The organism is Achromobacter sp. SIMBA_011 (genome assembly GCF_046535435.1).
In the GTDB taxonomy this organism is placed as follows: Bacteria; Pseudomonadota; Gammaproteobacteria; order Burkholderiales; family Burkholderiaceae_B; genus Achromobacter; species Achromobacter dolens.
Genome location: NZ_JAWRWN010000011.1, coordinates 47,815 through 70,797, shown reverse-complemented (window position 1 = coordinate 70,797; position 22,983 = coordinate 47,815). Strand labels below are relative to the sequence as shown.

19 protein-coding genes and 1 tRNA gene are annotated in these 22,983 nt (G+C 67.8%); 10 read left to right on the top strand and 10 right to left on the bottom strand.

Annotated elements, in window-relative coordinates; all coding sequences use genetic code 11:
* Nucleotides 1–3 precede the first annotated feature (3 nt).
* From SB816_RS26925 to SB816_RS26910, 4 genes are all read right to left on the bottom strand, one after another.
* The gene (locus SB816_RS26925; RefSeq protein ID WP_006392551.1) at nucleotides 4–981 is read right to left on the bottom strand and encodes an ABC transporter permease; all 978 of its coding nucleotides are present in this window, start codon (nucleotides 979–981) and stop codon (nucleotides 4–6) included.
* Between the two features lie 50 nt (nucleotides 982–1,031).
* Nucleotides 1,032–2,672, bottom strand: a complete 1,641-nt coding sequence (locus SB816_RS26920; protein WP_064527949.1) for an ABC transporter substrate-binding protein — start codon at nucleotides 2,670–2,672, stop codon at nucleotides 1,032–1,034.
* Nucleotides 2,673–2,737: 65 nt separating this feature from the next.
* Nucleotides 2,738–3,709, bottom strand: a complete 972-nt coding sequence (locus SB816_RS26915) for a succinylglutamate desuccinylase/aspartoacylase family protein (RefSeq protein WP_410547783.1) — start codon at nucleotides 3,707–3,709, stop codon at nucleotides 2,738–2,740.
* 53 nt (nucleotides 3,710–3,762) lie between these two features.
* Nucleotides 3,763–5,199 carry a M20 family metallopeptidase gene (locus SB816_RS26910; protein WP_410547782.1) on the bottom strand — a complete coding sequence of 479 codons (1,437 nt, stop codon included), beginning with the start codon at nucleotides 5,197–5,199 and terminating at the stop codon, nucleotides 3,763–3,765.
* Nucleotides 5,200–5,364: 165 nt separating this feature from the next.
* Between SB816_RS26910 and SB816_RS26905 the strand changes: the two genes are divergently transcribed.
* Nucleotides 5,365–6,279 carry a LysR family transcriptional regulator gene (locus SB816_RS26905; RefSeq protein ID WP_049070861.1) on the top strand — a complete coding sequence of 305 codons (915 nt, stop codon included), beginning with the start codon at nucleotides 5,365–5,367 and terminating at the stop codon, nucleotides 6,277–6,279.
* A 90-nt stretch (nucleotides 6,280–6,369) separates the two neighbouring features.
* Here the strand turns inward: SB816_RS26905 and SB816_RS26900 are convergent, their stop codons facing one another.
* From SB816_RS26900 to SB816_RS26890, 3 genes are all read right to left on the bottom strand, one after another.
* Nucleotides 6,370–7,983, bottom strand: coding sequence for an ABC transporter substrate-binding protein (locus SB816_RS26900; RefSeq protein WP_054433099.1), 1,614 nt, complete (start codon nucleotides 7,981–7,983; stop codon nucleotides 6,370–6,372).
* Nucleotides 7,984–8,464: 481 nt separating this feature from the next.
* A complete protein-coding gene (locus SB816_RS26895) occupies nucleotides 8,465–8,698 on the bottom strand; it encodes a hypothetical protein (protein WP_049070864.1) in 234 nt (77 codons plus the stop codon).
* A gap of 121 nt (nucleotides 8,699–8,819) precedes the next feature.
* Nucleotides 8,820–9,689, bottom strand: a complete 870-nt coding sequence (locus tag SB816_RS26890; RefSeq protein WP_410547781.1) for an NAD(P)H-hydrate dehydratase — start codon at nucleotides 9,687–9,689, stop codon at nucleotides 8,820–8,822.
* A gap of 90 nt (nucleotides 9,690–9,779) precedes the next feature.
* Between SB816_RS26890 and SB816_RS26885 the strand changes: the two genes are divergently transcribed.
* Entirely contained in the window at nucleotides 9,780–10,613 is an 834-nt protein-coding gene (locus SB816_RS26885; RefSeq protein WP_006392559.1) for an enoyl-CoA hydratase/isomerase family protein, read from the top strand.
* 115 nt (nucleotides 10,614–10,728) lie between these two features.
* On the opposite strand, the gene SB816_RS26880 is transcribed toward SB816_RS26885, so the two are convergent.
* The gene (locus SB816_RS26880; protein ID WP_410547780.1) at nucleotides 10,729–11,469 is read right to left on the bottom strand and encodes an enoyl-CoA hydratase-related protein; all 741 of its coding nucleotides are present in this window, start codon (nucleotides 11,467–11,469) and stop codon (nucleotides 10,729–10,731) included.
* Entirely contained in the window at nucleotides 11,466–12,437 is a 972-nt protein-coding gene (locus SB816_RS26875) for an NAD(P)H-dependent flavin oxidoreductase (RefSeq protein WP_054503596.1), read from the bottom strand. Before SB816_RS26875 ends, SB816_RS26880 begins: the two co-directional genes overlap by 4 nt.
* Nucleotides 12,438–12,636: 199 nt before the next feature.
* Here SB816_RS26875 and SB816_RS26870 point away from each other — a divergent pair, with 199 nt between their 5' ends.
* The 4 genes from SB816_RS26870 to SB816_RS26855 all read left to right on the top strand — a co-directional run bounded on the left by SB816_RS26870 (nucleotide 12,637) and on the right by SB816_RS26855 (nucleotide 17,651).
* Nucleotides 12,637–13,260 carry a TetR/AcrR family transcriptional regulator gene (locus tag SB816_RS26870; RefSeq protein WP_020925435.1) on the top strand — a complete coding sequence of 208 codons (624 nt, stop codon included), beginning with the start codon at nucleotides 12,637–12,639 and terminating at the stop codon, nucleotides 13,258–13,260.
* A 36-nt stretch (nucleotides 13,261–13,296) separates the two neighbouring features.
* Nucleotides 13,297–14,445, top strand: coding sequence for an acyl-CoA dehydrogenase family protein (locus SB816_RS26865; protein WP_006386797.1), 1,149 nt, complete (start codon nucleotides 13,297–13,299; stop codon nucleotides 14,443–14,445).
* A 377-nt stretch (nucleotides 14,446–14,822) separates the two neighbouring features.
* Nucleotides 14,823–16,052, top strand: a complete 1,230-nt coding sequence (locus tag SB816_RS26860) for a CaiB/BaiF CoA transferase family protein (RefSeq protein WP_116792592.1) — start codon at nucleotides 14,823–14,825, stop codon at nucleotides 16,050–16,052.
* A 12-nt stretch (nucleotides 16,053–16,064) separates the two neighbouring features.
* The gene (locus SB816_RS26855; protein WP_338075956.1) at nucleotides 16,065–17,651 is read left to right on the top strand and encodes a 3-hydroxyacyl-CoA dehydrogenase; all 1,587 of its coding nucleotides are present in this window, start codon (nucleotides 16,065–16,067) and stop codon (nucleotides 17,649–17,651) included.
* Between the two features lie 87 nt (nucleotides 17,652–17,738).
* On the opposite strand, the gene SB816_RS26850 is transcribed toward SB816_RS26855, so the two are convergent.
* Nucleotides 17,739–18,641 (bottom strand): c-type cytochrome, encoded by a 903-nt coding sequence (locus SB816_RS26850; protein WP_410547779.1) that lies wholly within the window; start codon nucleotides 18,639–18,641, stop codon nucleotides 17,739–17,741.
* A 230-nt stretch (nucleotides 18,642–18,871) separates the two neighbouring features.
* Here SB816_RS26850 and SB816_RS26845 point away from each other — a divergent pair.
* The 4 genes from SB816_RS26845 (at nucleotide 18,872) to SB816_RS26830 (ending at nucleotide 22,947) form a co-directional block, all read left to right on the top strand.
* Nucleotides 18,872–18,946: transfer RNA gene (locus tag SB816_RS26845), tRNA-Arg, on the top strand.
* A gap of 285 nt (nucleotides 18,947–19,231) precedes the next feature.
* Nucleotides 19,232–20,338 carry a helix-turn-helix transcriptional regulator gene (locus SB816_RS26840; protein WP_410547778.1) on the top strand — a complete coding sequence of 369 codons (1,107 nt, stop codon included), beginning with the start codon at nucleotides 19,232–19,234 and terminating at the stop codon, nucleotides 20,336–20,338.
* A gap of 95 nt (nucleotides 20,339–20,433) precedes the next feature.
* Nucleotides 20,434–21,597: a hypothetical protein gene (locus tag SB816_RS26835; protein WP_410547777.1), complete on the top strand. Its 1,164-nt coding sequence runs from the start codon at nucleotides 20,434–20,436 to the stop codon at nucleotides 21,595–21,597.
* A gap of 234 nt (nucleotides 21,598–21,831) precedes the next feature.
* A complete protein-coding gene (locus SB816_RS26830) occupies nucleotides 21,832–22,947 on the top strand; it encodes a porin (RefSeq protein WP_410547776.1) in 1,116 nt (371 codons plus the stop codon).
* The last annotated feature ends 36 nt before the right edge of the window (nucleotides 22,948–22,983 follow it).

The window sequence follows — 22,983 nt, the reverse complement described above, 5'->3', positions numbered from 1 at the left end:
CGATTATTGAGCGGGGGTCACGAGCTGCACGCGCGGGTCGAGCGCGGCGTACAGGATGTCCACAACCAGGTTGATGACCACGAAGATCAGGGTGACCAGCATCACGTACGCGACCACCACGGGCCGGTCGAGCTGGTAGACGCTGTCGATGAGCAGCTTGCCCATGCCGGGCCACGCGAACACGGTCTCGGTGATGGTGGAATAGGCGATCAGGCTGCCGAATTCCATGCCGATGACGGTGACCACCGGGATCAGGATGTTGCGCAGGATGTGGCGGCGCACGATGCGGCCGGGCTTGATGCCCTTGGCGCGCGCGAACTTCACGTAGTCCTGGCTGCGGGCCTCGACCACGCCGGAGGCGGTCAGGCGCAGCACCAGCGCGATGTTGGCCAGCGCCAGGTTGATGGCCGGCATGATCAGGTGCGACCAGCCGTCGGCCGTCAGGATCGACAGGCGCACGCCCAGCACCGTCACGGTGTCGCCGCGGCCGGTGGCGGGCAGCCAGCCGAGCCACACCGCGAACAGCAGGATCAGCATCATGCCCTGCCAGAAGTTGGGCAGCGAGAAGCCCAGCACCGACGACGCCATGATGCCGCGGCCCAGGGGTTCATCGCGGTACAGGCCGGCCACCAGGCCCAGCGGAATGCCAATCACACAGGTCAGGCCGATGGCCACGATCACCAGTTCGAAGGTGGCGGGGATGCGCTGCACGATCAGCTCGATGGCCGGGATGCCGTGCACGAACGAGGTGCCCAGGTCGCCGTGCAGCGCGCGCCACAGGAACCCTGTGTATTGCTGCCACACGGGCAGGTCCAGGCCGAGGCGGGCGATCATCGCCTCGCGCGCCGCCTGGCTGGCTTCGGGGCTGACCAGCAGTTCGATCGGGTCGCCCACGGCATACACCGCGAAGAAGACCACGACCGAGACGGCCAGCAGCACGAACAGACTCTGGATCAGTCTGCGTAGGATGAAAAGGGCCACGTGATATTTCCTTGGTGGGCTCGGGGTTGCAGGCGCCGGAAACGGCGATCTTAATTGGCGGGCTTGGCCGACATGGCCAGGGTGTATTGGTCGGCGCGGCCTTCGTACGTCAGGCCCTTGCGGAACGCCCAGATGCTGCTTTCGAAATGCAGCGGAATGCTGGGCAGGTCGGCCAGCGCCAGGGTCAGGGACTCCTGCAGCAGCTTCTCACGCACCGCCGGATCGACGGTGGTCAGGGCGCGCTTGAAGACCTTGTCGAAGGCCGGATTGTCATAGCCGCCGTAGTTGCTGGTGCCCAGGCCGTGTTCCTTGTCGAAGGCGCTGACCCAGTACTGCAGGAACGACGAGGCTTCGCCGGTTTCCGACGACCAGCCGCCCATGGCGAAGCTGAACTCGCGCTTGGCGCGCTTGGGAAAGTAGACCGAGCGCGTCATCGCGTCCACGGTCGTCTTGATGCCCACGCGCGACAGATATTGGGCCACGGCCTGCGAGATCTGCGCGTCGTTGATGTAGCGGTCGTTGGTCGACGAGATGGTCAGCTCGAAGCCGTCCGGGTAGCCGGCCTCGGCCAGCAGCTTCTTGGCGGCGGCCGGATCGTACTTCAGTTCTGGCGGCGGCTGCAGCGTGCCGAACATGCCGTCGGGCAGGAACTGGTTGGCCGGGGTGGCGGCGCCGTCCATGATGCGGGCGGTAATGGCCTTGCGGTCGATCGCCATCGAGATGGCGCGGCGCACGCGCACGTCCTGCAGAGGGTTCTTGCCGTCGGCTGCGCGCACCATCGGGCTGGGGCTGCGCGCCACGTCGAACTGGAAGTACACCACCCGCACGGACGGCGTGATGACGTAGCCGAAGCCCGGCGTTTCCGAGATGCGCTTGACGTCGCGCGCGGCGGGATTCTCGATCAGGTCGAAGTCGCCGGCCAGGAGGCCGGTCAGGCGCGGGCCGGCGGCCGGCACCGGAATCAGGCGCACGTTCGGCCAGGCCGGCTTGTCGCCCCAGTAGGCGTCGTTGCGCGCCAGCTCGATGGCGCTGCCCTTGACGTACGACTTGAGCGTGTACGGGCCGGTGCCGATGGCGGACTTGCCGCTGTTGAAGTCGCTGATGGTGGGCCAGGGGCCGGTCACGCCGCAACCATTCTTGGGATCGAAGCGGATCGGGCCATGCTCGACGATGCCGCTCCACAGCATGGCGTTGCGGGTCAGGTCGTTGGGCAGCAGCGGGTAGGGCAGGTGGGTCTTGATGACCAGCACGTTGCCGTCGCGCACGTCGATGCTGGCCAGCTTCTGCACCACGCTCAGGTACGAGCCGCCGATCGACTGCTCGTTGTGGAACGCGCGGCACAGCGTGAAGATCACGTCCTGGGGCGTGAACGGCTGGCCATTGGAGAACTTCACGCCGTCGCGCAGCGTGAATTCCCAGGTGGTGTCGTCCACCGCCTTCCAGGCGGTCGCCAGCCGCGGCACCAGATTCATCTTGGCGTCCTGGCCGACGAGCGTCTCGAAGATGTGCGAGGTCATCGCATCATTGGGCGTGACCTGGTGGTAGTGCGGGTCCATCGCCGTGGGTTCGGACGACAGGCCGATCCGCAGCGTCTGCGGGGCCGGCTGGGCCTGGGCCATGGCGCCAGCGGCCAGGGCGGCCGCCAGCGTACAGGTCGATAACGCGCTGCGGATGAAAACGTTTGCGGACATGCTGCTTCCCTTGGTGGTTTTTTTATATGAGGCGGCGCGCCATCGAGGGCGCGTCGCGCGATGCATCAGACGATCGGTTGCGCCAGCCGCACCACCGTCACCCCGGCCCGCAGGTTGGCGGTCGACGGCATGATCAGGACGCAGTTGTCGTACGGCGTGGTCACGGCCTCGCCCTCGGACCAGCCGATGACGGTGCCGGCGCGCGCCAGCGTCTCCAGGCCCTTCCAGGGCTCGGCGAAACGGAAGTCGGCGCTCTTGGCGGCGATCGCGTGGGTCACGCGCAGCGCGCGCTGGGCGCTGGCCTGGGGGGCGAACCAGGCGGCGGGCAGGTCGGCCTCGTCCACGGTGCCGGCCGCCACCAGGAAGCGCGCCATCTGATCGACCGCCACGCCGCGCGCCTCGGGCGCGCCATGGAAGCCGCATTCGATCAGCAGCGAGCGGGTGCCGTTGTCGCCGGCCTCGCCGAAACGGCCGTAGTCGCGCATGCGCACGCCGGCGGCATGGCCGGCGTCGGCGATGATCGTGGCGGGGTTGCCCAGCGACAGGGCCAGGTCGATGTTGCGCTGTTCCATGCCGGTCAGCTGCAGCGGCACGTCGGAATTGCTCATCGAGTGGAAGTCCAGCAGCCAGTCGGCCTGCGCCACCCACGGGCGCAGGGCGGCGGCGCGGCGGCGTTCCTGGCTGATGGGCTGGGCCAGCTTGTCGTCGCTCCAGACGCGGTTCATGTCTTCGTCGACGAAGCGCGCCGGCGCGTAGTTGGCCGGATCGAAGCGGTCGAACGCGGCCAGGTTGCAGAACGCCAGCGTCAGCGAACCGCGGCGCGGGCGCAGGCCGGCCGCCAGCGCGTCCTTCAGGGCCCAGGCGCCGCACAGCTCGTTGCCGTGGACCAGGGCGCTGAGCATCACGCGCTTGCCCGGCGCGCCGGAGTCGAAATGCCAGACGCCGGGGGTATCCGTGTTGCCCACGCGCTCGGCCGCCAGATCCGGACAGGCGAGCAAAAAGGGACGCGGACGGGACGCGGTAGGGGACGAGGACATGGGAACTCCGATCAAGCGAGGGGGATTGTATAAGGGATGACGCCCGAAGGCGGTCAGGTGGCGGTCAGGCGCTCGCGTTGCGCGGCCACGGCCGCGCCCTGTTCGCCCAGGTCCCAGAACAGGCCGGCCATCACCGCCGCGCCTTCGCGCGCCACCGAGGCGAGCAGGTGTTCGTCGGGGCCATGCTGGCAACAGGCGGGATAGGAATGCGGCACCCAGATGGTGGGCAGCCCCAACACTTCCGAGAAAGCGTCGTTGGGCACGGTGCCGCCCAGGTTCGGCAGCAGCGCGGGCGTCTTGCCGGTGGTGGCGGCCAGCGAGGCCACGGCCCAGCGCGCCCACGGATCGTCCGGGTCCAGCCGGGTGGCCGGCGTGCCGCGCCGCACGCGGACCTGGACCTGCCGCAGGCCCCGCGCGTCCAGGTGCCGGCGCAGGATGCCCTCGGCCTGGCGCCAGTCGGTGCCGACCACGAAACGCAGGTTGCAGGTGGCGCTGGCGCGCGGCGGAATCGCGCCTACCGGGTTGTCGGGATTGCCGGTCTTGTAGGCCAGCACTTCCAGCGTGTTCCAGCCAAACAGGCGCTCCGCCAGCGACAGGCCGGGCTCGCCCCAGTCCGGGTCGATCTCGGGTGCGTCGTCGTCCTGGCCGACCTGGATGTCCGCCAGCGCCTGGCGCACTGCGGGCGGAATCGCCGGCGGACGCAGGCCGTCGACCAGCAATCGGCCGCGCGCATCCACCAGGCTGGCCAGCGCGTTTGCCAGGATGATGCCGGGATTGGGCAGCACGCCGCCCCAGTTGCCCGAGTGGTGGGCGTGGCCGCGCAGGTCCACCGTCAGGTCGAACAGCAGCGTGCCGCGCGAGCCCAGGAACAGCGTCGGCAGGTCGGCCGCCAGCCGCGGCCCGTCGGAGGCGATGAAGACGTCCGCCGCCAGCGACTCGCGCCACGCGGCGCAGGCCTGGTGCAGGCCGGGCGAGCCGACTTCCTCGCCGCATTCCACCAGCATGCGCAGGTTGAAGCCCAGGCGCCCGCCGCGTTCGGCCCGCACCTGTTCCAGCGCGGTCATGTTGACGCAGTACTGTCCCTTGTTGTCGGCGGCGCCGCGGCCGTACCAGCGATCGCCCTCGGCCGTCAGGCGCCACGGCGCCAGGCCGGCGCGCCATTGCTCGTCATAGCCGCGCACCACGTCGCCGTGGGCGTACATCAGCACGGTGGGCAGGGCCGGGTCCTCGATGCGCTCGGCCAGCAGGAACGGCGGACCGCCGGCCACGGGGTTGTCCTGCACGCGCCAGGAACAGCCCAGCGCTTCCAGGCGCGGCGCGACCGCCGTGCGCAGGTAGTCGTGGAGCGCGGCGCGCTGGTCCGGGTTCTGGCTTTCGGTGCGGTGCGCGACCAGCTCCGCCAGATCGCGTTGCAAGGCGCCGCTATCGGCATATGCGACCGCGCGGCCGATGGCGGCGGCGCGGCTGGCGCTCGTGACTGCTGCTGGCACGGACTTCCCCTTGTCTGGCAGGGCGCGTCATTGCGCACCCTGCTGAATCGTTGCGCAAATTCTAGGATCAGGGAAGCTTTCTCTACAATTAGAATATTTATCGGAAGCTTTGCAAAAAAGGCAAAGCTATTTTTCATCGGCGTCAGGCCCCAGCGAGGGGGAAACATGCACGGCATCGCCCTGCGTTACTTTGTCGAGGTCGCCCAGGCGGGCAGCCTGAGCGGGGCGTCCGAACGCCTGCACGTGGCGGTGTCCGCCATCAGCCGCCAGATCGCCAAGCTGGAGGAAGAAGCGGGCGCGCCGCTGTTCGAGCGCGCCGCGCGCGGCATGGTGCTGAGCGAGGCGGGCCGGCTGCTGCTGGCCCACGCGCGGCGCACGCTGCTGGAATCGGATTCGGTGCTGCAGGAGATCGCCGCGCTCAAGGGCATGGCGCGCAACGAGATCCGCATGGCGGCGGTCGAGGGCGTGGCGCGCATCTTCCTGCCGTCGGCCATGGCGCGCTTTCGCCGCGACTGGCCCGAGGCGCGCTTCGACCTGCATGTGGGCACGCCGGCCGATGTCGCCCGCCGCGTCGCCGAAGGCAGCGTCGAACTGGGCATGACCTTCAACGTCGAACGGCTCAGCGGCGTCAGCGTGCGCTATTCGCGGCGCGCGCCGGTGCACGCCGTCATGGCCGCGGGCCACCCGCTGGCCGGCCGCAAGAGCGTCAGCCTGCAGGACCTGGGCCGCTACCCGCTGGCGCTGACCGGCCCTGGCACCACCACCCGCCATCTGTTCGAGATGGGCTGCCTGCTGGAATCGGTGCAGCTCGAACCGACCTTTACCTGCAATGATTCCTCGCCGCTGCATGGCTTCGTGTTCGGTTCCGACGCCATCATGCTCAGCGGCTACATCTCGGTGGCCTGGAGCCTCAAGCGCGACGAGCTGGTGGCGGTGCCGATCTCCAACGCCCAGTTGCAGTCGCGCACCTTGCAACTGCACGTCATGCAGGGGCGCCAATTGCCGCCCAAGACGGAAGCCTTCATCGACCTGTTGTCGCGCGAGCTGGACGTGCTGCTGGCGCAAGGGCCGGGCGCCTGAGACCGCCACGGCCGTCCGGTGAGGACACGACGCGCATCCAAAGAAAAACGGCTGCCCGAAGGCAGCCGTTTTCATGTCGCGCGCGCCGGATTACTTGGCGTCGGGCTTGACCGAGGTGGCCAGCGTGAACTGGTCGCGGCGGCCTTCATAGGAGATGCCCTTGCGGAAGGCCCAGATGCTGCTTTCGAAGTGCAGCGGAATCAGCGGCACGTTGTCCAGCGCGATCTGGGTGGCTTCCTGCAGCAGCTTCTCGCGCTTGGGCGCGTCGACGGTGACGATGGCCTGCTTGTAGACCTTGTCGAAGTCGGCGTTGGTGAAGCCGCCGTAGTTGCTGGTGCCCAGGCTGTTGGGCGAGTCGAGCGAGGCGACCCACAGCTGGAACAGCGCCGAGGCTTCGCCCGTTTCCGCCGGCCAGCCGCCCATCGAGAAGCTGAACTCGCGCTTGGCGCGCTTGGGGAAGTAGATCGAGGCGGTCATGGCGTCGACGTTGGTCTTGATGCCGACGCGGGCCAGGTACTGGGCCACGGCCTGCGCCACCTGGCCGTCATTGACGTAGCGGTCGTTGGTCGACGACAGCGTCAGCTCGAAGCCGTTGGGGTAGCCGGCTTCGGCCAGCAGCTTCTTGGCGCCTTCCGGGTCGTACTTGATTTCCGGGGCCTTGGGCAGCGCGCCGAACATGCCGTCGGGCATGTACTGGTAGGCCGGGGTGGCCATGCCGTCCATGATGCGGGCGGTGATGGTCTTGCGGTCGATGGCCATCGAAATCGCGCGGCGCACGCGCAGGTCCTGCAGCGGGTTCTTGCCGTCGGCGCTCTTGACGAACGGGCTCGGGTTGCGCGCCACGTCGGGCTGGAAGAACACCAGGCGGGTCGAGGGCGTGGCCACGAAACCGAACTTGGGGTTGTCCTTCAGACGCTGCAGGTCACGCGCGGCGGGGTTCTCGATCATGTCGAAGTCGCCCGACAGCAGGCCGGTCAGGCGCGGGCCGGCGGCCGGCACCGGCACGAACTTCACTTCCTTCCAGTAGGGCTTCGGACCCCAGTAGTTCTCGTTGCGCACCAGTTCGATGCCGGTGCCCTTGACGTACGACTTCAGGGTGTACGGGCCGGTGCCGATGGCGTCCTTGCCGTTATTGAAGTCGGCCACCGTCGGCCAGGCGCCGGTCACGCCGCAACCCTTCTTCGGGTCGAACGTCAGCTTGCCGTGCTCGACGATGCCGTTCCAGATGATCGGCAGTGAGCGCGCCATTTCGGCGGGCATCAGCGGGAAGGGGGCGCCGGTCTTGATGATGACGGTGTGCGCATCCGGCGTCTGCACGTCGGTGATCAGCTTGGTCGTGTCCATGTAGGACTGCGACACGTTGGTCTCGTTGTTCAGCGTGCGGCAGATCGTGAACAGCACGTCTTCGGACGTGAACGGCTTGCCGTTGGAGAACTTGACGTCGTCGCGCAGCTTGAATTCCCAGGTCAGATCGTCCAGGTTCTTCCAGGACGTGGCCAGCGCGGGCACCAGCTTCATGTCGGCACTGCGGCCCACCAGCGAACTGTAGACGTGCGCGGAGAACGCGTCGTTCTGCGTCATCTTGTGGTAGTGGGGGTCGGCCGAGGTGGGTTCGGCGGACAGGCCGATCTTCAGCGTCTGGGCCTGGGCAGCGGCCAAGGGAATGGCGGCGGCCACAAGGGCCAGGGTGGTGCGCAACTTCATGGTGACAACTCCGGATGGGGAACGAACCGGATCGTGCTGGCGGGGGGAAACAGCGGCGGGGCCAACCGGGGGAACGCAACGTCGGCCGGGGGGCTTGCGGTGTTTTTGGCGCCAGGCACGACGGCAAGGGGCCGATTATCGGTAGGGGCTTCGCGCGCTGTCAATGCGCGCCGGGCCGGCGTCAGGGTAAACGCCGAGAGGGGGAATAGCGGGCGAAGCCGCGCGAAAAATGCCGATCGCCCCAGTTCGAGGCGGTCCCGCTTCGGGACGGCTTCGCACTGGGGCGATCGGGAATGGCATCGTGGAGGGCGTCGCGGGGGCCCCGCAAGGGGGGCCGGCGCGGCGCGATGGCGCCCGGTAATGAAGACCCGGGCGCCGGGTCCGATGCAACGGGCGCCGCATCGGCGGCGGGCGTCGCACCGGCAGCGCGCCAGGCTGAATCGCGGGAGATCGGTCGCGACTCAGGCCGGCACGGCTGGTTTTACCACTGCGAACCGGAGAAGCGCGAGCTGGCGGCGCGGGCCTTGTTCATCGACTCGTTGACTTCGTCGATGAAGGCGAACACGCCAGCGACAGCGGCGGCGATCGCCTTGCCAGCCTTCTTCAGGTTGGTCAGCGGGTGGGAATTCGGTTGGTTCTCGAGGGCGCCGCGGAGCAGGTCGCGCTCCAGCGCGTCGGTCAGGCGGGCAGTGTGGTTCAGGGTCAGTTCGCTCATGGTTTTCTCCAGTCCGTTTCGTCTTGGGGTAAACCATTATAGGGATAACCCTAAATCAAAAGCAACGCGTTTTTAGGGGAAAACCCTAGTATGTTGTAAAAATGTTTTTGCCCCCAGGGACTTAGGCGGTCGGCCCGCCGTTGCGCAGTCGCCGGGCGGCGTCCGCCAGTTCGCCCGCGGTCAGCCCGATCGGCCCGATGCCCCGGGCCACCAGGGCGTCGGCGGCCGCGCCATGCAGCCAGACCGCGCCGGCCACGGCCTGCTCGAGGGGCAGGCGCTGGGCCAATAACGAGCCCAGCATGCCGGCCAATACGTCCCCGGTTCCGGCCGTGGCCAGCCCCGGGTTGCCGCTGGTGTTGCGGCGCCAGGTGCCGTCGGGGGCGCAGACCAGCGTGCCGGCCCCCTTCAGGACCACCCAGGCGCCGAAGCGCCGCGCCAGCGCCTGGGCGGCGACCGGGCGGTCGGCCTGGATGCGGGCGGTGTCCAGGCCGAGCAGTCGGCCCGCCTCGGCCGGATGCGGGGTCAGCACCACCGGTCCGTCGCCCCAGTTGGGCCGGATGCCGCCGTTGGCCAGCAGGTTCAGGCCGTCGGCATCCAGCACCAGCGGCGCGCCATGGCGCAGAACGAACAGCTCGGACAGGGCGTTGGCCGCGCTCGGGCCGGCGCTGATGCCGCACCCGGCGACCCAGGCGGTCACGCCCCAGTCCGTGTCGAGCAGCGAGCGCGCGTCGCGCAGCATCAGTTCCGGTTGCAGCGGGTCGCAGGGCAGCGGCGCCGCCTCCTGGGCGAAGCCCACCAGCACCTTGCCGGCGCCGGTCTTGAGCGCGGCGCGCGCGGCCAGCAGCGCCGCGCCTTCCATGCCGCGCCCGCCGCCCACGACGCCAACGGTGCCGAAACTGCCTTTGTGCGTGTCTGGGCCGCGCGCGGCGAACAGGGCGGGCAGATCGTCGCGGCGGATCTCGCCGACAAAGGAGGAGTCGGGGGTGTTCATGGGCTGAGGCTCCGGGATCGTCGGGGCAGGGGCTATCCACTATAGTGCCCCAAAACGCGCGGCCTTCCGCCCGCGCCACCGGAGACGACGATGACCGATATCACGCTGGAACACTATTCCGCCTACGAGTCCCTCAAGCTGCGCCGCCATCCCAATGGCGTGCTGGAGCTGATCATGGGGTCCAAGGACGGCAAGCCGGGCAAGCTGTCCACCGCCGACGACCGCATGCACCGCGAGCTGGCCGACATCTGGCGCGATATCGACACCGACCCCGATACCCGCGTGGTGGTGATCCGCGGCGAGGGCAAGGGTTTCTCGGGCGGCGGCGACCTGGACCTGGTGCAGCAGATGGCGGACGACTTCGACGTGCGCACCCGCGTCTGGCGCGAGGCGCGCGACCTGGTCTACAACATCATCAATTGCAGCAAGCCGATCGTCTCGGCGATGCACGGCGCCGCCGTGGGCGCGGGGCTGGTGGCCGGCCTGCTGGCCGACATCTCGATCGCCGCGCGCGACGCCCGCATCATCGACGGCCACACCCGCCTGGGCGTCACCGCCGGCGACCATGCCGCCATCGTCTGGCCGCTGCTGTGCGGCATGGCGCGCGCCAAGTACTACCTGATGCTGTGCGAAACCGTGAGCGGCGAAGAGGCCGAGCGCATCGGTTTGGTGTCGCTGTGCGTGGACGAGGCCGAGTTGATCGGCCGCGCCTTCGAGGTCGCCAACCGCCTGGCGGCCGGCTCGCAGACCGCGATCCGCTGGACCAAGTATTCGCTGAACAACTGGCTGCGCATGGCCGGCCCGACCTTCGATACGTCGCTGGCGCTGGAGTTCATGGGGTTCGGCGGCCCGGACGTGCGCGAAGGCGTGCAGTCGTTGCGGGAACGGCGCGCGCCGAACTTCAGGCCCGATTCGCCGTTCTGACAAGGACGGTTGCCGGCCGCGTCCGGCCTCGCGCCGGGCGGGATCTGGCCAAGCGAGCCGGCCCAGGCGTCGCATACGGCGGCGCGGGCGCGCAAGGCGCCCGGCCGTGCCGGATTCACTTCTTGAAGAACGCCGCGAAGGCGGCCTGCGCCTCTTCCGTTTGCAAACGGGCGCGGAACTGCTGCGCCTCGTAATCGAGCGTGTCCTGGATCGCCTGCCGGTCCGGGCGCTTGAGCATGGCCTTGGTCAGCCGCAGCGCGGTCGGCGGTTGTTTCGCCAGGCTGGCGGCGGTGGCCTGCGCGGCCGCCAGGGCGCCGCCCTTGGCGGTGACCGCGGTGGCCAGGCCGGCCTCGCACGCTTCCCGCGCCGAGAACGCCTTGCCCTGCAACAGCCATTCGGCGGCCCGGCGGGCGCCGGCCAGGCGCGGCATCAGCAGGCTGGACGCGCCCTCGGGGCACAGGCCCAGCGCCACGAACGGCATGCGCAGCGTGGCGCCCTCGCCGATGTAGACGAAGTCGCAATGCTGCAGCAGCGTCACGCCGATGCCGATGGCGTAGCCCTCGACGGCGGCGATGACCGGCACGTCGGCCTGCGTCAAAGCGCGCAGGAAGGTCAGCCCGGCGCTGTCGCCGGCGCCGCGCTCGGCCTGGAAGTCACGCAGGTCGTTGCCGGCGGTGAAGTGTTCGCCGGCCCCGGCCAGGATCACCGCCGACACGCCGGTGTCGGCGCTGGCCAGCGCGAGCTGTTCGGTCAGCGCCGTGTAGGTGGCTGTGTCGAGGGCGTTGCGGCGGTCCTGACGGTCGATCACCAGCGTCAGCACCGCGCCGTCGCGCGTGACCCGCAGCCCGGCGCTCATGCGAAGGTCCTGGCGGCCAGTTGCGTCTTGGCCTCGGCGTACTCGCGGCGTAGTGTCTCGACGATCTGGCGGGTCGGTTGCACGCTGCCGATGTTGCCCACGCCCTGGCCCGCGCCCCAGATGTCCTTCCACGGCTTGACGCGGCTGGAGCCGAAATTGGAGGCGCCGCTGTCCGGCTGCGGCAGGTTGGCCGGATCGAGGCCGGCGGCGCTGATGCTGGCCTTCAGGTAGTTGCCGGGGATGCCGGTGAAGAACGGGGTGTAGAGGATGTCGGCCGCGCTGGCCTCGACGATGGCGGACTTGTAGCCCTCGCTGGCGTTGGCTTCCTCGCTGGCGATGAAGCGCGTGCCCATGTAGGCGAAGTCCACGCCCATGGCGAGCGCGGCCAGCACCTGGGCGCCGGAGGTGATGGCGCCCGACAGGATCAGCGGGCCGTCATAGAAGCGGCGCACTTCGGACACCAGCGCGAACGGGCTGAGCGTGCCGGCATGGCCGCCCGCGCCCGCGCACACCAGGATCAGCCCGTCTACGCCCGCTTCCAGCGCCTTTTCGGCGTGGCGGATGGTGGTGACGTCGTGGAACACCTTGCCACCCCAGTCGTGGATGCCTTTGACCAGGTCGCCGGGCGCGCGCAGACTGGTGATGATCAGCGGCACGCGGTGGCTGGCGCACACCGCCAGGTCCTGTTCGAGCCGGTCGTTGGACTGGTGGATGATCTGGTTGACGGCGTAGGGCGCGACCGCGGCGCCCGGATTGGCCTCGCGGTACGAGGCCAGGCCGGCCTGGATCTCGTCCAGCCAGTCGGTCAGCAGGCTCTGCGGACGCGCGTTCAGCGCCGGAAACGAACCGACGATGCCGCTCGTGCATTGCGCGACGACCAGCTTCGGGTTGGACACGATGAACATGGGGGCGCTGATGACCGGCAAGGACATCTGGCCATACAGATCTGTCACGAGGGAGTGGGGCATAACGGCGTCACGTGTGGTTTCGGGTTGAGCGCCCAAGCCGCGCTTGCGTGGCGGAAAGGGATGTGTCTACAATTACCTACCGACCGTCCGGTAATTAATTAATCTTTATTTAACGGCAAGCGCCGAACCGCTGTCAATGGAACGGAACCGCCCGCGGTCCGGCATTGCCTGCCTCGACGCCGCCTCACCAGGTTCCCTCATGGCGACTTCCGCAGCCCCCGCCACCAAACGCGCCCGCGCCGGCCGCCCGCCAACGCTGGCGGCGCCGCGCGAACGCATCCTGGCCGAAGCCGCCAAGCTGTTCGCGCGCAGCGGCTACGACGGCAGTTCGGTGTCGGACCTGGCCGCCGCCATTGGCGTGTCCAAGGCCGCCATCTATCACTACTTCACCACCAAGCAGGACATCTACGACGCCATCATCCTGGCGGTGCTCAATGGCCTGAACCAGAGCGTCGGCCAGGACGTGGCGCGCGCCGAGGGCGGCGCCGCCCGCCTGCGCGCCTTCATGGTCGGCCACGCCCGCTACTTCGAGCAGCACCACGCCGAGTTCGTCACCATGCTGATCGGCTATTCCGGCATGGCGCTGCCCGAGCGCGAGGACGCCGCCCGGCTGCGCGACGGCTACGAGAAGCGCCTGCGCGACCTGATCGCGCAGGGCGTGGCCGAAGGCGCGTTCCGGCCGCTGGACGTGCCCGCCACCGGCCGCGCCGTGCTGTCGATGCTGAACTGGATGGTGCGCTGGTACAAGCCAGGCCAGGGCGACAGCGCCGAGACCATCGCCGCCGGCTATTTCGATTTACTGGTTGGCGGCATGCGCCCCTGAGCGCCGGCCGTCCCGCACTCCCGAGAGACTCAGATCATGGCCCTGGATACCGAAACCCTGACCCTGTTGCTGGACGCCGTGCGCCGCTTCGTGCACGAACGCCTGATTCCCGCCGAGGATGAACTGGCCGCCAGCGGCCAGGTGCCGCCGGACATCGTCGCCGAAATGCGCGAGCTGGGCCTGTTCGGCCTGTCGATCTCGCCCGACCACGGCGGCCTGGGCCTGACGATGGAAGAAGAAGTGAAGGTGGTGTTCGAACTGGGCCAGACCTCGCCCGCGTTCCGTTCGCTGGCCGGCACCAACATCGGCATCGGCTCGCAGGCCATCGTGCTGGCAGGCACCGACGAACAGCGCGCCCGCTATCTGCCGCGCCTGGCCAGTGGCGAACTGATCGGTTCGTTCGCGCTGACCGAACCCGACGCCGGCTCCGACGCCATGGCGCTGCGGCTGTCGGCCGAACGCGACGGCGACCACTACGTGCTCAACGGCACCAAGCGCTACATCACCAACGCGCCCATCGCCGGCCTGTTCTCGGTGATGGCGCGCACCGCGCCCGAACGCCGCGCCAATTCCATTTCGTGCTTCCTGGTCGAAGCCGGCACGCCCGGCCTCATCATCGGCAAGCCCGACAAGAAAATGGGCCAGGCCGGCGCGCTCACCAGCGACGTGGTGTTCGACAACTGCCGCGTCCCCGCCTCGGCCCTGCTGGGCGGCGAGGAAGGCAACGGTTTCCGCACCTCGATGCGCGTGCTCGACAAGGGCCGCCTGCACATCTCGGCCCTGTGCGTCGGCATCGCCGACCGCCTGCTGCGCGACGCTGTCAAATACGCCACCGAACGCAAGCAGTTCGGCCAGCCCATCGCCGAGTTCCAGTTGATCCAGGCCATGATCGCCGACAGCCAGGCCGAACTCTACGCCGCCCGCTGCATGGTCCTGGACGCCGCCCGCCTGCGCGATCGCGGCGAGAACACCACCATGCAGGCCGCCTGCTGCAAACTCTACGCCACCGAAATGGTCGGCCGCGTCGCCGACCGCGCCGTCCAGATCCACGGCGGCGCCGGCTACATGTCCGAATACGCCGTCGAACGCTTCTACCGCGACGTGCGCCTCTTCCGCATCTTCGAAGGCACCTCGCAAATCCAGCAACTGGTCATCGCCCGCGAGGTCATCAAGGCCAACAGCTAAGCCGTGCGAAGGCGTGGCGGGCATCCACCCGCCACGCCCGATGGTCGTCACCAGAATGCCAAGCACACCGTCCGTCCCAGCGCCCGTCATGAGCCCTAAATGCAGCCCTTTGCGGTGTGGCGTGGGGAATGGGGGGGCGTGTAGATGCGCCCGACGGAATCCGAAGGAGTCGCCGCAGGCGAGGACGAGGATGAGTAAGGGGCAGTCCGGAGCGAACGCTCCGGACCGCAATCGTAGCCCCCCATTCCCCACGCCACACCGCAAAGGGCGTCTAAAGAACCCACCCGCGTCCCCCCAAAACGACCACCCCAACACACCCAAGCCCCCACCGGCTAATATCCCCACTGACCTAATACTCTTTGGCGAAAAGATAAAAGATGTCGCAACGTCCCGCTCCCCTGACAGGCATCCGCGTCCTGGACCTGACCCGCGTTCTCGCCGGCCCCTGGTGCACCCAGAACCTGGCCGACCTCGGCGCCGAAGTCATCAAGATCGAGCGCCCCGGCGCCGGTGACGACACCCGCGCCTGGGGCCCTCCGTACCTGAAGGACGCGGCCGGCAACGACACCACCGAAGCCGCCTACTACCTCTCTGCCAACCGCAACAAGTTCTCCGTCGCCCTCGACATCGCCTCGCCGCGCGGCGCCGAGCTGGTGCGCGAACTGGCCCTGCAGAGCGACATCCTGGTCGAGAACTTCAAGGTCGGCGGCCTGGCCAAGTACGGCCTGGACTACGCCAGCCTCAAGGAAGTGAACCCGCGCCTGATCTACTGCTCGATCACCGGCTTCGGCCAGACCGGTCCGTACGCCAGCCGCCCGGGTTATGACTTCATGATCCAGGGCATGGGCGGCCTGATGAGCATCACCGGCGAGCGCGACGACCTGCCCGGCGGCGGTCCGCAGAAGGCGGGCGTGGCCGTGGCCGACCTGATGACCGGCATGTACTCCACCGTCGGCATCCTGGCCGCGCTGCACGAGCGCTCGGTCAGCGGCCTGGGCCAGCACATCGACATGGCGCTGCTGGATTGCCAGGTCGCCATGCTGGCGAACCAGAACCTGAACTTCATGACCTCCGGCAACGCGCCGCGCCGGGCCGGCAACGCGCACCAGAACCTGGTGCCGTACCAGGTATTCGCCGCCAGCGACGGTCACCTGATCGTCGCCGTGGGCAACGACAGCCAGTTCCGCAACTACTGCGGCGCCATCGGCCTGCCCGAACTCTCGGCCGACCCGCGTTTTTCCACCAACCCGCAGCGCGTCAAGAACCGCGAGGCGCTGGTGCCGCTGCTGGCCGAACGCATGGCCACCGGCGCGCGCGATCACTGGCTCGCCTCGCTCGAGGCCGTGGGCGTGCCGGCCGGCCCGATCAATACGCTCGACCAGGTCTACGAAGACCCGCAGGTGCTGGCGCGCGGCATGAAGCGCGAATTGCCGCATCCGACCGCGGGCACCGTGCCCATGGCCGCCAGTCCGCTGAAGTTCTCGGGCAGCCCGGTCGAATACCGCCGCGCGCCGCCCATGCTGGGCGAACACACCGCGCAGGTGCTGGCCGAAAAGCTCGGGCTGTCGGCCGCGGAAATCCAGGCGCTGGCGCAAAGCCCGTCCTGATCCGCCCGCGCCATCCCGTCGCCGCGCTGGGCGCGGCGCACACACCATTCCAATGACAGGCAGGAGAAGTTGATGACGGAGATTCAAACCATCGGCGTCGTGGGCGCCGGGGCCATGGGGCGGGGCATCGCCCAGATCGCGGCACAGGCCGGCCTGCGCGTGCGCCTGTACGACACCAGCGCCGACGCCGTGGCCGCCGCGCGCGAGTCGCTGCGCCAGACCTGGGACAAGCTGGCCGAGAAGGGCAAGCTGACCGCCGCCGACGCGCAGGCCGCGCTGGCGCGCGTCGAGTCCGCCACGGCGCTGACCGACATGTCGCAATGCCAGTTGGTGGTCGAAGCCATTGTCGAGCGCCTGGACGTCAAGCGCGACCTGTTCGCCGCCCTGGAGGGCGTGGTGGCCGACGACTGCATCCTGGCCTCGAACACCTCGTCGCTGTCGATCACCGCCATCGCCGCGGCTTGCAAGCTGCCGCAGCGCGTCGCGGGCTATCACTTCTTCAACCCGGTGGCGCTGATGAAGGTGGTCGAGGTCATCGACGGCCTGCGCAGCGCGCCCGAGACCGGCGACGCGCTGGCCGAACTGGCGCGCCGCATGGGCCACACGCCGGTGCGCGCCAAGGACATGCCCGGCTTCATCGTCAACCACGCCGGTCGCGGCATGAACACCGAAGGCCTGCGCGTGGCGCAGGAATCGGTGGCGAGCTTCGCGCAGGTGGATGCCATCATGCGCGAGCAGGCCGGTTTCCGCATGGGCCCGTTCGAGCTGCTGGACCTGACCGCGCTGGACGTCTCGCATCCGGTGATGGAATCCATCTACCGCCAGTTCTTCGACGAACCGCGCTTCCGTCCGTCGCCCATCACCACCGTGCGCCTGGCCGGCGGCCTGATCGGCCGCAAGGCCGGCGAGGGCTTCTACAAGTATGTGGATGGACAGAAGCAGGTGCCGGCCGAGCCGCCCGTGCCAGCGCTGCCGCAGGGCCTGAAGGTCTGGGTCAGTCCGCGCCATCCGGAAGGCTACGCACGCGCCACCGCGCTGCTGGAAAAGCTGGGCGCGCCGCTGGTGTCCGGCTCCACGCCGGCGGCCGATGCGCTCATCATCGTCACGCCGTTCGGTGAAGACGTATCCACCACGGTGTCGGCGCAAGGGCTGGATCCTGCGCGCTGCGTCGGCCTCGATACGCTGCACGCGTTCGACAAGGCCAAGCGCCGCACCCTGATGGTGTCGCCGGGAACCGACGCCAAATGGCGCGATGCCGCGCACGCGGTGCTGGCCGGCGACGGCGTGCCGGTGTCGGTGGTCGAGGATTCTCCGGGCTTCGTCGCGCAGCGCATCGTGGCCATGATCGTCAACATCGCCGCCGATATCGCGCAACAGCAGATCGCCACCCCCGAGGACATCGACCGCGCCGTGACGCTGGGGCTGGGTTATCCGGTGGGGCCGTTGGCCCTGGGCGACGCGCTGGGCGCGGAGCGCATCCTGGAGATCCTGAAGAACATCCAGCGCGTCACCGGCGATCCGCGCTATCGTCCCAGCCTGTGGCTGCAACGCCGCGTGCAGTTGGGCATGTCGCTGCTCAAGACCTCGGCCGCCGACTGACGGCGCGGCCCGAAACAAAAAGCCCCTCGAATGCATCGAGGGGCTTTTTTTCGACTGGCGCGGCGTCGCGTCCGGGTTATGTGCGGCTTACTTGGCCGCGTCCACCATGTATTGCACGGCCGCGCGGATGTCGTCTTCCGAGGCGTTGGCCGCGCCGCCCTTGGGCGGCATCGGCGGCTTGCCCTGCATCGCGACCTTGACCATGGCGTCCATGCCGGTCTTGATGTACGGCTCCCAGGCGGCCTTGTCGCCGAACTTGGGAGCGTTGGCCACGCCGGTGGCGTGGCAGGCGAAACAGACGCTCTTGTAGAGCTTCTCGCCAGCGGGGTTGACCGCGGCGGCCTGTTGCGGCGCGGGCGCGGCGGCGGGAGCCGGCGCAGCGGCAGCGGGCGCGGCAGCAGCAGGAGCCGCGGCAGCCGGTGCGGCAGCCGCGGGCGCGGCCGGCGCGGCGTCGGCTTCCTTCTTGGCGCCTTCTTCAGCGGGGGCGGCCGGCTCCGGCAGCGAGCCGCCGGATTTGTTGGCCATGTACACCACGGCGCGCGCAACCTCGAAATCGGACAGAGTCGGGTTGCCGCCCTTGGCGGGCATGCCGCCCTTGCCATGCAGGGCGACGTTCATCATCGCGTCGAAGCCGGACTTGATGAAGGGGGCCCAAGCGGCGTTGTCACCGACCTTGGGCGCGCCCGCCACGCCGGCGGTATGACAGGCCGTACAGACGGCCTGGAAGACCTGTTCGCCAGTCTTGAAGACCTTGGGCGCGTTGGCGTCGACCAGTTCGAATCCCGCGACGGGGGCGATGCGTTTCGTGACGGCTTCCGTGGACAGGGTATCGGAGCCGGCGCCGACCTTGGCGCCCGAGGCGACCATGTTCACCAGTAGGATGATGATGGCGATAGGCACCACGAAGGCCAGTATGACCGTGACGATCAGTTGCTTCGGGGTCTTGATGGGGGAGGAGTGCTCTTCTATGTGTTCCTGCTCGTTGCTCATGACCAAATCCTGCTAACGGGTACCGGGGCGCCTGGCGGCGGCAACAGAAAATCAGTACTGCACAAAGGGCGGCAAAAAGCAGACCGCCTTGCAAGCAAACGCTGGATTATATAACGGTGTCAGGGACGCGCGTCCAACGGACGGACGGGGTTTTCACGCAGTTTGCCCGGCGAATCGATCCACTTCATGCAGATTGCGCAAAACTAGGTACAATACCGCCTCCTTGCGCTGCGCCCGTAGTTCAATGGATAGAATGAGAGTTTCCGAAGCTCTTGATACAGGTTCGATTCCTGTCGGGCGCGCCATTAGCAACGTTGCGGCGCTTTGCGCCCACGCCCATGCCGCATCGGCGGGCCGCCAGAAAATGCCAGCGCCATCATGCTGACTGGCCGGCGCCGAACTCCCCTCTTTCCTCGTATCCACACCATCGCCTGGCCGCGTCCCGCTTTCCTGCCATGCGGGCGTCTCGTTGCCCGGTCTTTCCCGATTGACGCGGCGCCAGCGCGTTCCTTATCCTGCCCGCACCACCGGCTCCGCCGCATTTGTCCGCGGTCGCCTGCTTCATCCACACGAGGCGAAACGTCGCAAGCATGGATTCCAGAGCAGAGAGCATCCGCAGCGCGGCATTGGATGCCGTGATCGAAGACATTTACGCAGCGGGACTGGGCGGGCACGGCTGGGACGTGCCGTTGCAGCGGATCCGGCAACTGGTGGACCGGCGTCTGGTGGTACTGATGGCGCTGGATTCCTCCTCGTTGCGGCCTTCGGTCAACGTCGCGGCCGGAGACGATGAGGCCTGGACGGCCACCTTCCAGCAAGCCTATGACGCCGCGTTCTTCAAAGACGACCCGGTCGTGCCGGTGGCGTCCACCTGGCAGGCCGGATGCTGGTTCGAGGACACGCGGGCCTTTTCACAACGTGAGCGCCTGTCCCATCCTTATTACCAGGATTTCCTGCGGCCGCACGGCCTGGGCAGCCTGTCGGGGTTATTCCTGCACCGGGGCGCGTTCGATAGCGCCTATCTGAGCCTGAGCGGCGCCGCGGATTCGCGCGGCTTGTCCGACGGCCAGCGCGACGCCGTCAATATCCTCTATCCGCACGTCAGCCGGGCCCTGCGCTTGCAGGCGCGTGTCGGGGTTCTGGAAGCCCGGCTCGCCATCGCCGAATCCATGCTCGACGGGATCGATACGCCGCTTTTCATCCTGGACGAACAACGTCGGCTGATCCGCGCGAATCGGGCAGCCGAGGCGCTGATGGCGAGCGAACCCGCGGTGCGTTTCGTTGACGGCCGCTTCGTGAGCGCGCATGGCGCCAGCGAGGCCGAGTGGCGAGCCGCCTGCGCGGCCGGCGGCATCCAGTTGCGCAAGCGCTCCGGTGCGCCGTTGCCGCTGGCGTTGACGCCGGTTCCCGAGCGGTCGCGCCTTGCACGGGCGGCGCAAGGCCGCCTGACGCTGATGAGCGGCGTGGCCTTGGCCGCGCCAAAGGCCAAGACGGAACGCCTGCGCTTGTTCCATGGATTGACCCGGGCCGAGGCCGAACTGGCGATGCTGCTTTGCTGCGATGGCTTGTCGCCGCGGGAGTGTGCCGAGGTGCGCGGCGTATCGCTGGGAACCGTGCGATTCCAACTGAAAGCCATCTATGCCAAAACGGGAATCAGGCGGTCCGCGCAGTTGAGCGCGTTGGTGTTGCAGGCGTAGGGATGGCAGCCCCGCCGTATCCCCAATCCTGGAGATGCGGGGGCGGCCGGATTGGGAATATCGTCCCAATCCGCTTACTGCGCTTGGAGGGCTTTATGCGCGCGCTTTCCTTCCGTATTGGTATTGTGGTTCGTCCGCTTTTCTTCCTGTTCGGAATGCTGGCCGCGCACGCCGCCGTGGCCGCGTCCGCCTATTGCGAGGCGGGGATCCTGTTGTCACGCGTTGGCGAGGGCATCGGCGCCGACCAGTTTTATCGAACGGAGATATTCCAGGTTGAAAGGGCCGATGAGGCAACATGGAAAGCGCTCAGGGTCCAATGGATCGATTATCTCAAGGGGATAGGCAAGTACCGCGAGGATAACGGCGAACGCTACGGCAGCCCCCATTACTATCACTGCGCCATCGCGGGCCTGGGCGAGGACAAGGACGACAATGCATTGCGTTCGGAATATGAGTATCGCCTTGGCAATCTGAGGAAAAACGGTTTTCCGCCGCAGATCGTCCCGTGGGCGCCGAAGTCGCTGCGGGCAGCGTCCGGCAATCCGCCGCCGGCCTCCCCTGCAAAACCCGTCTGCGAGGCGGAGATACGGCAAATCTATGGACCGAATAATGCCGCGGGCGCTGCGAGCGCGATAAATCGGCACAACAAGCAATTGAATGGCGCGACGCTGGCCGAGGCGCAGGAGGCGCTGCGCAAGTATGAGGCGCTGCAGGCTGGCCGGCAGGGAGCGGAGGCGCCCATGGTGGGCTGTTTGAAAACGGCCTGGGCGCAGAAGGTGGCGCAGTTGAGCAGGTCGTCGGCGCGCCAGGCCGACCGCAGGACCCCAACGCAGGGCGCGGATGCAAGCGCGGCCAAGTCAGGTCAAGGCACCCAGGCGCTCGCATACGGTCCCAATCGCAGTGATTGCCTGAAGCGCGGGCAGACATCCGATGGCTACATCACCTACACCAATATCTGCAAGGTGCCCGTGGCGGTCGGCTATTGCAACGTCTATGCCGCCAATGGGCAGCGCGATGGCACGGTCTGCCAATCGCGCGGCAGCGAGTTCTCGCGCACGAAGCGCACATACGTCACGCAAGGCCTCGGCCTTGAGCCGGGCGCCACGCATCGGCTGGCGTACCGCTACGCGACGCAGTCCACGTTCATCGTGGCCTGCATCGATGGGCAGCCGTTGATCGAATCGTTCGATTCGAGCCAGATCTCCGCGGGTAGCAAGGCGCAGACCGCCTGCTGGCGCTTTGCATCCCGCGGCAGGTAATTGCCTTGTTACCGCACTTGTGTGACACGCATAGGCGCGTGCCGTGGATAACGTCGTGTGTCGTGGTTGCACGACAGATCGATGCGGATTTGGCACCGATTGTGTTCGAGTTGTGGCTGCGTCCCAAAAACTGACATACAGCGTTTTTAGACTTCGTCCCGTCATGCGCGGTGTCGTGGCTCGCACTGCTTGCCGACCCGCTCCGCATGTCTGTTCAATCAACGGGAATCTGTAATGAAAAAGACTCTGTTCGTCACCGCTCTGTTCGCCGCGCTGTCCGGTGTTGCACATGCTGAGACCTCGGTGACGCTGTACGGCCTGATCGATACCGGCATCGGTTTCCAGCGCATCAAGGGCAACGACGGCTACAAGGAATCGAAGGTTGGCATGTCCAACGGCCTGTCCAGCGGTTCGCGCTGGGGCCTGCGTGGCGCCGAAGACCTGGGCGACGGCCTGAGCGCCGTGTTCACGCTGGAAAGTGGCTTCAACTCGGCCAACGGTCTGTCGGGCCAGAGCAGCCGCCTGTTCGGCCGCCAAGCCACCGTCGGCCTGAAGGCTGATTCGTGGGGCCTGCTGGAATTCGGCCGCCAGACCAACATCGCGTCGAAGTACATTGCCGCGATCGATCCCTTCGGCGCCAGCTACGGCCAGGCCAACGTCGGCGCGGCTTTCGGCGCCGCCAACACGGTCCGCCATGACAACATGGTCATGTACCAGACCCCGTCGTTCAGCGGCTTCCAATTCGGCTTGGGCTACTCGTTCAACGTGGCCGACACGACCGCCGCGCAGACCGGGTTCAAGACCGCCGACAACACCCGCGCTATCACCACCGGTATTCGCTACGCCAACGGTCCGTTGAACGTGGCCCTGACGTTCGACCAACTGAATATGGCCAACCAGCTCGGTTCCGACGAGAAGCCGAAGCAGTGGATCATCGGCGGTTCGTACGACTTCGAAGTGGTCAAGCTGGCGCTGGCCTACGGCCAGACGCGTGACGGCTGGTTCACCGGCCAGTCGCTCAACAACTTCGGCAGCGCCGCCAACCCGTCGGGCAAGAGCTTCGGCTCCAACGTCGTGGCCAAGGACTTCAAGTCGAATTCGTACCTGGTCGGCCTGTCGGCTCCCGTCGGTGGCGCGGGCAGCATCATGGCCTCGTGGCAGCGTGCTGACGCCAACAACACCACGTTGACCGGCGACGATGCGACCATGAACATCTACAGCCTGGGCTACACCTACAACCTGTCCAAGCGTACCAACCTGTACGCGCTGGGTTCGTACGCCACGAACTTCGCGTTCGTCGACGGCCTGAAGAGCACCGTCGGCATGGTGGGCGTGCGTCACCGCTTCTAAGCGGCGGCCAGCGATCCGGCGGCGTGCGCGGGTTGC